Here is a 9,985-nt window from a genome sequence, read left to right on the forward strand (position 1 = left end):
ACGGCGATCGGAGCGCCGGCCAGGAACCCGGCGAATCCAGGAGGCGAGGGTCGCCACGGCGAAGCTGGAGGCGAGTCCCCTCCGCGGCAGAGCACGAAGCGGGCGGAGGCGGTGAAGGTTCGCCGGGTGCCGCCTGCCGCGGCTCTGTGCGGTCGCCGTGATCCGACCTCTTGGACGGCTCACTCCGCGAAACGCGCACGAGCCCGCGCCGCCTCGCTTCCCGTCAGGGGCAGGCGATGACCTGTGCCGCGTAGCTGAGGCCCGCACCGAAGCCCATCAGCAGGATCGCGTCCCCGGGCCGGACCTGGCCGAGGTCGATCAGCCGGGACAGCGCCAACGGCACGGAGGCCGCCGAGGTGTTGCCGGTCTCCACGATGTCCCGGGCCACGGCGGCGTTCGTGGCGCCGAGGCTCGTCGCCAGGCGTTCGATCATCCGCAGGTTCGCCTGGTGCGTTACGAAACCCTTGAGGTCGGCCGGGGCGATCCCGGCGCGTGCGCAGGCCGCTGCCGCCACCGCGGCCAGCTCCGAGGTCACCCAGCGGTAGACGGCCTGGCCCTGCATGGTCACGCTGCCGTGCCGGTCGGGGATGGCGACCAGCCCGGCCTTGTCGCCATCCCCGCCCCACTCCACCGGGTGGATCCCCGCCCGCTCCGCGGCGACGACGACCGCGGCACCGGCCCCGTCGGCGAAGACGGTGGCGGTGTCCACGTCTCCCTGGTCCACCCAGTCGGTCATCCGCTCGGCCCCGATGACCAGGGCACGGCGGCTGGTGCGGGAGCGGATGAGGCCGTCGGCGACGCCGAGGGCGTAACAGAAGCCCGCGCAGGCCGCGTTGACGTCGAAGGCCGCGATGCGCGGGACGCCGAGGAGCGCCGCGACGGATGCCGCGCCGCCCGGCATGGGCGACGGCATGGAGCAGGTGGCCAGGACCAGCAGATCGATGTCGGCGGGAGCGAGACCCGCCGTCGAGAGCGCTTTGGCCGCCGCGCCGGCCGCCATCCCCGTGACGGTCTCCTCCGCTCCGGCGAACCGCCTCTCACGGACGCCCACCCGTCGCTCGATCCACTCGGCCGTGACGCCGAGGCCCCTGCCCAGCTCTTCATTGCCGACGACCCGTTCGGGGCGGACGCCGGCGACGGCCGCGATCCGGGAACCAGCCGCGGCGCCGAAACCGGTCAGAGCGGATGAATTGGACGACATACGGTCACCTCTAGCTGTCTGCGACGGCGGATGGTCCGTCGGGCATCAAAAATTCGACCCTCCGGGACCCTGAATACAGGCGGCGTTTTTTGCACGGAGCCGTCAATTCCACTTGACGAAGAGTTTTCCTTACCCGCATCCGACTCCGCACCCGGCCGCGAACCAGAGGAGGGAGGACTGATTGAAGGGCCGGATTGCGGTGCGGATTGCCTTTCGCCACCCCTGCGGAGAATTCCGCACGAAGGCCGAAAGGCGCGCGTCCGCCCCTCGGCGACCACCACCGCGGGGCCGGACCGAGCCACCCGCCACGGCGAACCCGCATGTCAGCAGTGGCAGTTGAGCGCTTGACCAATTATGATGGCGACCACCGAATTCATCGAAGAAGGCTTGAACGGAGCACCACCTCGCCTTACGCTCCCTGGACGCACCGACGCGCATGTGCGTGGAATCCAGTTCCGACTGGCGGCCCTCACCATGGGGGTACAGTGCGAGTGATGCACGTCACAACAGCGGTCGGCCGGTTCGGGTGCTGTCTTATTTCCTGTCGGGTCGAAGGGGGAATAGCGGTTGTGTGCAATAGATCGGTCCCGTTCCTCCCGCGGTGACGACTTCCTCAAGGAGTTGGAGAACGCATGCACGGGGAGAGGCTTCAGGTCGGCGGGGGCGTCGGTAGACGAATAGGGGGCGGTGGCGGCCGCCCGGCATCGGTGGAAGGGTCCGTCCTGCAGGTGCTGACGCCGCGGGAGCTCGAAGTGTTCAGCGTGCTGCCGGACGGTGAGGGGAACCGGGAGCTCGCCCGCCGGCTCGGCATCGCAGAGCGGACCGTCAAGGCCCATCTGACCAGCATCACGAGGAAGCTGGGGCTGCGGTCCCGGGTGGAGGCCGCACTCCTCTCCGCGGAGTGGTCGGACGACCTCCGGCCCGATCCGAAGGACCTCGACAGACCGTAGTGGCACCTTCATGACTGAGTCCCTTCCGGCAGGGGCGGCAGGCGGGCCGCCCGGACCTCACGACACCGACACGGACGATCCGCTCGGCACGGCGGACAGCACCGACGCGGTCGACGTGTGGACGCTGTGGATTCCGGACCACGCCGCGGCAGCCGCCGCGCGCTCCGGGATCCTCGACCCCGAAGAGGCGAAGCGTGCCGCCGGGTTCCAGGACCCAGCGGCGCGCAGGCGCTTCGTCACCTCCCATGTGGGGCTGCGCGTGCTGCTCGGTGTCCGTCTCGGCACCGCGCCACAGGACGTCACCCTCGTCCGCGAGCGGTGCGGGATGCCCGGCTGCGAGAAGCCGCACGGGCGTCCCGCCGCCGCCGGTCACCCCGGGGTGCACTTCTCGCTCTCGCACGCCGGGGACATCGCGCTCTACGCGCTGGCCGCCTCGCCGGTCGGGGCCGACATCGAGTCCCTGGATCTGGTCGGCGGCGGCCTCGAACGGATGGCCCGGCGCCTGCATCCCGACGAGCGGCGCGCCCTCGACACCCTGCATCCGACGGTGCGTCAGGAGGCGCTGCTGGGTTGCTGGGTGCGCAAGGAAGCGTTCCTCAAAGGGATGGGCACCGGACTGCCCGGCGGGGTCGGCGCCCACCACGTCGGCCTCGCCGCGGCACTGGCCCCAGCCTGGGCACCGCCCGGGCCCGACGGCTGGGCCCTCCTCGACGTGCCCGCGCCCGACGGCTGTCACGCGGCCGTCGCCCTGCGTCTCCAGGGTCCCGCGGGACGGGGACGGATCCCCACCATACGTACCTCCCGACTGCTGATGGAATGACTGGAGCGCGCGGCTCACGTCCGGACGACTGGCCGGCGTGGGAGACGTGGCCGCGGAGCCCGGCAGAGATGGACGGGATGAACAGCGTGCCGGGCAGGACACCTTCGAGTCGGCCGCTCTACCGCTCCGCCGCCGACTTGACCACCTTGTTCAACCGGTGCATCCGGGTCGCCAGGCTCATCCGGCCCTCCAGGCGGAACGCCGGCGGCTGCCGTCCGTCCACGTCGGCAAAGCCGTACTCGACCGCCAGGTCACCGGTGCTGAGCACCTTGCCCGTGCGCTCCACCACCTCGGGGTCCGCAAGCAGGGCCGCGATCGCCCGCCCCACGTACTCCGGGGAGTGCACCACCGACGCGGGGCCGTCGCCCATCGCCTCCCAGGCCGCCTCCACCCGCTCCGTACGGACGAAGCCCGGGTGCAGGGAGAGCGCCGTAACGCCCTTCTTGCGCAGGTCGGCGGCGAAGCCCCGGCACAGGCGGTCGGACGCCGATTTGAAGACGTCGTAGCCGGCCTGGCCGAGGTAGATGTCGCCGTCGGAGAAGCTGATGCCGACGATCAGGCCGCTCCGCTGCGGCAGCATCAGCGGGACGAGCCTGCGAGTGACGTCGTACTGCGCGCGCAGCGACGTCTCGAAAAGTTCGTAGCGCCACATCGGCTGGTCCCAGAAGGGCGCGTCGAAGCGGACCTCGGAGGAGCGTTCGTAGCCTCCCCAGGCGTTGTTGACCAGCAGGTCCAGCTTGCCGTGGTCGGCCTGGACACGGGCGGCGAGCGCCTCGTTGTCCGCGGCCGCTCCGTGATCGCAGCGCACAGCGATGCCCTTGCCGCCGCGCCCGGTGACCTCCTCGGCGGTGTCGTCCACCGTGCCGGGCAGTCCTTCGGTGCGCGCGCCGTCCCGAGTGCTGCGGCCCGTGACGTACACGGTGGCGCCCGCAGCGCCGAGCGCGAGCGCGATGCCGCGGCCCACGCCACGGCTGGCGCCGGTGACCACGGCCACCTTGCCGCGCAGGTCAGGCGAGTTCCAGTCCTCGTTCACAGCATGTCCTTCCGTTCGTCCGGCCGCTTGGACCGGCCGCTCACTCCGGCCGCGTGACCCGGCCGTCCGGTCTAGCCGAGGTGCTCCGCCGCGTACTCCAAGCTCTTCGAATAAGCCGTCGTGTCGTCGACTTGTGGAATGCCATAGCGTTCGCGCAGCTCGGGCATGGAGGTGGGCAGCACACCGCCGCTGCACCGGGTGACCTCGCTGACGTCGCGCAGGACGGACAGGTAGGAGCGGGTCCGCGGGGCGGTGTTCTCGATGGCGTCCGGGGCGAGCTCGTCGGCGTTCACCACCGGCGGCGGCTTCAGCGAACGCCCGCGCCCGGCGGCGTGCTCGGCCAGCACCCGCAGGCAGGACTCCAGGTCCATGGCCTCCGGACCGTACGTCACCCAGAACTCGCCCGCGTCGTCGCCCAGTTCGATGGCGCGCAGGACCGCCTTGGACAGCAGGTCCTGCGGGACGAAGTCCATCCGGATGCCCGGGTGCGCGGGGACGAAGGGCGCCCTGCCGCGGCTCAGCCAGTCCGACATCAGCTGCACGATCTGGCCCTGCGAGGTCCAGCCCGTGGTGGAGTCGCCGATGAGGTTGGTGGGACGGAAGACGGTGTGCCTCACCCCACTGTCGCGCAGGACGCGCTCCGCCTCCCGCTTGGAGCTGATGTAGTTGCGGCAGACGTTGTCCGGGCCGAGCGGCACGGGCGCGGTGTCCGCGAGCGCGGCGACGAACGCCGTGCTGATGAAGTGGACGGTGGCGTCCGCCCGTTCGGCGAACTCCGCAACCCGTCGGGTGCCCTCGATGTTGATCGGGCGGTAGTCCTCGGCGGGCAGGCCCCACTCCGTCAGGCCCGCGGAGTGGATGACGACATCGACCTCGGCGACGAGGGCGGCGTAGCTGTCCTCGCAGAGGCCGAAGCGCTCCGCGGTCATGTCCAGGCGCACCGACCGCGCGTCCCCGGCCTCGGGCACCGGCGTGCTGTGGGTGGCGACGACGAACCGCGGGCCGTCCGGCTCCCGCAGGAGGGAGCGTCCGACGACCCCGGACGCGCCGGTCAGGAGGACGGTGGGGCGAGCTTCCGCGCCGCTCACGGTACGGCTCATGCGCGGGAGTCCTTCCAGTCCATCAGCCGTGCCACGGCACGGGCGCCGGCGAACAGGACCGGGTCGGGCGGGAAGGCGGCGGGCGGCTTACGCCGCTCGTCGTCCACGAAGAGCAGCCGCGAGAAGTCCGTGTCCTTGCCGAGCGTGAGGTCGCGCAGGACCTTGCCACCGGTGTGGGTGGCCGCGATGCCGTTGCCGCAATAGCCGTATCCGTACAGGATGTTGCCGCCGCCGAGCCTGCCGAAGTGCGGGGCGAAGTCGCGGACGACATCGGCGGTCCCGCCGTACGCGTAGCTGAACTCCACGTCGCCCCACATCGGGAAGAACCGCAAGAACTCCCGGTGGATCTCCCGGTAGACCTCGGGCCGGTTCATGTTCCGCTGCCGCTTGTCCCTGCCGTAGTAGTACGGGGTCGGGCCGCCGGCGAACATGATGCGGTTGCCGTGCGTGAAGCGGGCGCAGGTCAGCAGTGACTTGGCCTCGACCAGGCCCTCGCGCCCCTCCCAGTTCACGCGTCCCAGCTGCGCGTCGGAGAGCGGCTCGCTCACCATCGCGTACGTCCAGATCGGGATGACCTTCCTGCGGAACGGCGGGAAGGCGTCCATGTGGACGTTGGTGGCCAGGACGACCTTGTCGGCCTTGACCTGCCCGCCGGCGGTCACGACGGTCGGCCGCACTCCCGGTTCCACGCGCAGGCAGGGCGATTTGTCGTAGATCGTCACGCCCTTCTCCCGCACCACGCGGGCGATGCCGCGGGAGAGTTTGAAGGGGTTCACGAGCGCGCCGCCGGTGCGCATGCTGCCGAGCACCGCGGGTGAGCCGATGACGGCCCGGGACTCCTCGCGCGGGAGGATCTCCGCCTGCGCGGCGCCCATCCGCTCGGCGAGAGCGCGGTCGTGTTCCAGCCGCTTGAGCTGGGCGGCGTCGGTGGCCACCATCAGGTAGTCGTTGGCCTCGTACTCCGCGTCGACGCGGTTCTTGCGGGCGAACCGGCCGATTTCCAGGATCGAGCGGCCGACCGCCTGCGATGCCTCGAGCGCGCGCTGGAGCCCGAATTCCTTCACCAAAGCTTGGATGTCTTTGCCGATGGTTGGCGTGACGAATCCGTCGGCGCGGCCCGAGGCGCCGTAGCCGGAGTGGTTCGCCTCGACGATGCGGATGTCGAGCGCGGGCTCTGCCTCTTTGAGGAAGTAGGCGGTCCAGAGTCCCGTGAAACCGCCGCCGACAATACAGACGTCGCAGTCGACGCGTTCCCGGAGAGGAGCCTCGATGGTGACTTTTTCGGTGTCGTGCCAATAGACGACATGCTTGTACGCGTTCAAATGAGTGCTCCTCAAGAGGACCCGCCGGTGGAGCTGTCGGTCACACGGCTTCGAGGACGATCCTCGACAGGCCCAGATGACGGTTCCTGAAATGGCCGACCGTGGAACTCAGATACCGCTCGTAGTTGGCGACGTTTTCCTCGCCGGCCACCTTCACGGCCTGATCGCGGTTGGCCCGCAACCGGTCGAACCATTCCTGGCAGGTGCGGCTGTAGTGATCCGGGTCATTGCGCAGATGGACGACGTCAAAGCGCTTCTCGCTCGATTCGAGAACCTCGGAGAGCGCCGGAATCTCAGACTCCGGGAAAATGATGTCGACAATGAAAAGCAGGTCCCGCACGGTCTGCTTGTCCATCTGGACGTTGTTTCCCTTGATGTTCGTCTGCAGCGCGATCCTGCCGCCCTTGGGCAGCCAGGCGCGGCAGCGCTCGAAGAACTCGCGGTACGCGGCGACCCGTTCGGCACGGGACAGGCCGGTGCGCGCGAAGTGCTCGAAGGCGCCAATGGAGATGATCGCGTCGTACCGCTCGGCGGGCTCGTGGTCGAGCCAGTTCTCCACCCGCACCTCGGTGCGCTCAAGTGCCAGCTCACGCAGGCGTTCCGCCTGGCTGTCGCTGAGGGTGAGGCCGACGGCCTGCTGCACGCCGTGCGCGCGGACCAGCCGTTCGAGCAGGCTTCCCCAGCCGCAGCCGACGTCGAGGACGCGGCGCGCGCCGGCCGCCCGCGCACCGTCGATGAGGTAGTCGAGCTTGCGCTTCTGGGCGCTTTCGAGCGTGTCGCCCTCGTCCCACAGCGCACATGTGTACGTGAGGTCCGTGTCCAGCCACAGCGCGAAGAAGTCGTTGGAGACGTCGTAATGATGCTTGATGGACTCCGCGGTGGCGCCCTGGTAATCGATGGCCGTCACGCGGCGGCGCTGCCCTGCTGGGTTTCCTCGGCGAGCTTCACCAGGTCCGCAACCGTCTTCACGCTCGCGGCCTTGCTCTCGTCGAATTCGATCTCCAAGTCGTCCTCGATGGTGTAGACGATGTCGGCGATCTGCAGGCTCGACAGGCCCACGGAGTCAAACGCGGTGTCCTCGTTGAGGGTGTACGAATTCGCCTTGCTGCCGAGCTTCTTGGCAATGCGGACGCACACTTCTTCAGCAGTGATCACGGAACAGCCTTTCCGGTGTACGGTGATGGGATGACCGGGGTTCTGTGAGCCCACGATCCGGCCGCTGCGCCAGGAAATCGGGGGCGAGATTCCGGAGTAATGACCTCTGGGGCGCGGGCTGAAGCCGCACGGCGTATCTCGTCCGTGCACTCGTCCTTCATCTTGCGGCGGACGGCTCCGGCACGGGAGTTGCCACAGTACCCAGACGTCCGCCGGCCGACTATTGCCCTTAAGGGCAATGATCGTTCTCGGCCTGGTTGTTGCTGGCGAAAATGAGTCCGAGATGTTTTGCTTGCCCCGGCTCACCTGTCCGGCGGCTGCCGCACCGCGCAACTGGGCATCGTGTGTTGCGTCCGGTGCGAGCATCCCTTCGCGACCTCCCGAACCCGTACAGCTCCGAGGAGATGTGAAATGGCTGAGGTAGACCTTTCGGCTGGCACGGTGGAGTATCAGGACACCGGCGGTGAGGGGCCGGTCGTGGTTCTGCTGCACGGTGTCGCGATGGACGGCTCTCTGTGGCGGAACGTGGTGGCGCCTCTGCGTTCCGACTTCCGGTGCGTGGTACCGACGTTGCCGCTGGGTGGTCACCGCCGGCCGATGAAGCCGGACGCGGACCTGTCGATCGCGGGCGTGGCCCGGCTGGTCGCGGAGTTCCTCGACCAGCTCGACCTGCGCGACGTCACGCTGGTGATGAGCGACTGGGGCGGTGCGCAGGCCCTGGTCTCCGAGGGCAGGGACGAGCGAATCGGGCGCCTCGTCATCACCTCGTGCGAGGCGTTCGACAACTTCCCGCCGGGCGTACCCGGAAGCAACCTCTTCACCTCGGCGAAGCTGCCGGGCGGCATAAACCTCGCCTTCAAGCTGCTGAAGTGGAAGCCGATGCGCCGGCTGCCCATGACCTGGGGCTGGATGAGCAAGCGGCCGGTCCCGCACGAAGTGATGAACGGCTGGTTCGAACCGCTGTGGACCTCCAAGGAGGTCCGCCGCGACCTGCGCAAGTACGTGCTCGGAGTGCCGTCGAAGAGTGAACTTCTCGGCTGGGCCGAAAAGTTGCGCGACTTCGACCGGCCCGCTCTCGTGGTGTGGGCCGCCGAGGACAAGGTGATGCCGCCCGAGCACGGACGCAAGCTCGCCGAGCTGCTGCCCAAGGGCCAGCTCGTCGAAATCGAAGACAGCTACACCCTCATTCCCGAGGACCAGCCGGAACAGCTCAGCGCGCACATCCGGTCCTTCCTGCTGACGGGCAAGGCCACCTCCTCGTAGGAGGCTCCCCGAAGGAGTGCCTCCCAGCGGGAGGACGGCCTCCCACCAGGGCGGACGACGGAACTCTGTGGCCGTATCCCGTATACGGGAGCGGCGGCGAGGCGCGGGGGCGCAGGGAGACGACGTGGAGGACGGCATGGCTGACCCGATGGACGAGCGGACCCGGCGATCAGAGCCGGACCAGGACCTGCGGGCCGGGGAGTCCGGGGCTGCCGAGGGCGTGGCGGGGCGCCTCGCCGGGCTGCCGGCCGACCGCCGCTCGGCGGCCCTGCTCGACCTGGTCCGCGAGGAGACCGCGGGCCTGGCGGGCACGGACCCGCTCGGCATCGACCCGGAGATGGCCTACCGCGACTACGGCTACAACTCCCTGGCGGCCGTGGAGCTGACCAGTCGGCTGAGCCAGGCCACCGGCCTGGAACTGCCGCTCACCCTGCTCTTCGACCACCCGACGGCGGCCGCCGTGGCGGAGCACCTGCTCGGCCTGCTCGGCTTCGCGCACCCCGAGGACGACGCCCCGGCGGCGGAAGCAGCGGACGCCGGCGCGGGCCCGGACCCCGACGATGACCCCATCGCCGTCGTGGGCATGGCCTGCCGCTATCCGGGCGGCGTGACCTCCCCCGACGACCTGTGGGACCTGGTGGCCGCCGGGCGCGACGTCGTCGCGGACTTCCCCCGCGACCGGGGCTGGGACCTCGACAACCTCTTCTCCACCGACCCCGAGCAGCCCGGCACCAGTTACGCCCGCACCGGCGGATTCCTCGACCCGGTCGCCGACTTCGACGCGGAGTTCTTCGGCATCGCGCGCCGCGAGGCCCTGGCGATGGACCCCCAGCAGCGGCTGCTCCTGCAAACCGTCTGGGAGACCCTGGAGAACGCGGGCATCGACCCCGGCGGCCTGAAGAAGTCGCGGACCGGCGTGTACGTGGGCAGCAGCGGCCAGGACTACGAGAGCGTGGCGCGGTCCGGCCCCGGCGAGTTGGAGGGTTACTGGGGCATCGGCTCCGCGGGCAGCGTCCTGTCGGGCCGGGTCGCCTACGCTTTCGGCTTCGAGGGGCCGGCTCTCACTGTCGACACGGCCTGTTCGTCATCGCTGGTGAGCGTGCACCTCGCCGTGCAAGCCCTGCGCCAAGGCGAGTGCACA

At 69.7% G+C, this 9,985-nt stretch carries 9 protein-coding genes and 1 pseudogene; 4 read left to right on the plus strand and 6 right to left on the minus strand.

Annotated features, from left to right (window positions below; all coding sequences use genetic code 11):
* Nucleotides 1-223: 223 nt before the first annotated feature.
* Nucleotides 224-1,201, minus strand: coding sequence for a beta-ketoacyl-ACP synthase 3 (locus IH09_RS28065; protein WP_052860294.1), 978 nt, complete (start codon nucleotides 1,199-1,201; stop codon nucleotides 224-226).
* 632 nt (nucleotides 1,202-1,833) lie between these two features.
* Here IH09_RS28065 and IH09_RS28070 point away from each other — a divergent pair.
* Entirely contained in the window at nucleotides 1,834-2,151 is a 318-nt protein-coding gene (locus tag IH09_RS28070) for a helix-turn-helix domain-containing protein (RefSeq protein WP_094792102.1), read from the plus strand.
* A 10-nt stretch (nucleotides 2,152-2,161) separates the two neighbouring features.
* Entirely contained in the window at nucleotides 2,162-2,971 is an 810-nt protein-coding gene (locus IH09_RS28075) for a 4'-phosphopantetheinyl transferase family protein (RefSeq protein WP_094792101.1), read from the plus strand.
* A gap of 118 nt (nucleotides 2,972-3,089) precedes the next feature.
* Here IH09_RS28075 and IH09_RS28080 read toward each other — a convergent pair whose 3' ends face one another.
* The 5 genes from IH09_RS28080 to IH09_RS28100 form a co-directional block, all read right to left on the minus strand.
* Nucleotides 3,090-4,004 (minus strand): SDR family NAD(P)-dependent oxidoreductase, encoded by a 915-nt coding sequence (locus IH09_RS28080; protein WP_052860295.1) that lies wholly within the window; start codon nucleotides 4,002-4,004, stop codon nucleotides 3,090-3,092.
* Nucleotides 4,005-4,075: 71 nt separating this feature from the next.
* Nucleotides 4,076-5,104: an SDR family oxidoreductase gene (locus tag IH09_RS28085; protein WP_052860296.1), complete on the minus strand. Its 1,029-nt coding sequence runs from the start codon at nucleotides 5,102-5,104 to the stop codon at nucleotides 4,076-4,078.
* Entirely contained in the window at nucleotides 5,101-6,426 is a 1,326-nt protein-coding gene (locus IH09_RS28090; RefSeq protein WP_052860297.1) for an NAD(P)/FAD-dependent oxidoreductase, read from the minus strand. Before IH09_RS28090 ends, IH09_RS28085 begins: the two co-directional genes overlap by 4 nt.
* A gap of 40 nt (nucleotides 6,427-6,466) precedes the next feature.
* Entirely contained in the window at nucleotides 6,467-7,333 is an 867-nt protein-coding gene (locus IH09_RS28095; protein WP_052860298.1) for an SAM-dependent methyltransferase, read from the minus strand.
* Nucleotides 7,330-7,581, minus strand: a complete 252-nt coding sequence (locus tag IH09_RS28100; RefSeq protein WP_052860299.1) for an acyl carrier protein — start codon at nucleotides 7,579-7,581, stop codon at nucleotides 7,330-7,332. Before IH09_RS28100 ends, IH09_RS28095 begins: the two co-directional genes overlap by 4 nt.
* A gap of 411 nt (nucleotides 7,582-7,992) precedes the next feature.
* Here IH09_RS28100 and IH09_RS28105 point away from each other — a divergent pair, with 411 nt between their 5' ends.
* Together IH09_RS28105 and IH09_RS28110 are read left to right on the plus strand one after the other, a co-directional pair.
* Entirely contained in the window at nucleotides 7,993-8,844 is an 852-nt protein-coding gene (locus IH09_RS28105) for an alpha/beta fold hydrolase (protein ID WP_052860300.1), read from the plus strand.
* A gap of 256 nt (nucleotides 8,845-9,100) precedes the next feature.
* A pseudogene (locus IH09_RS28110) lies at nucleotides 9,101-9,985 on the plus strand (beta-ketoacyl synthase N-terminal-like domain-containing protein); the annotation flags it as partial.

The organism is Streptomyces celluloflavus, assembly GCA_000720995.1.
In the GTDB taxonomy this organism is placed as follows: Bacteria; Actinomycetota; Actinomycetes; order Streptomycetales; family Streptomycetaceae; genus Streptomyces; species Streptomyces celluloflavus.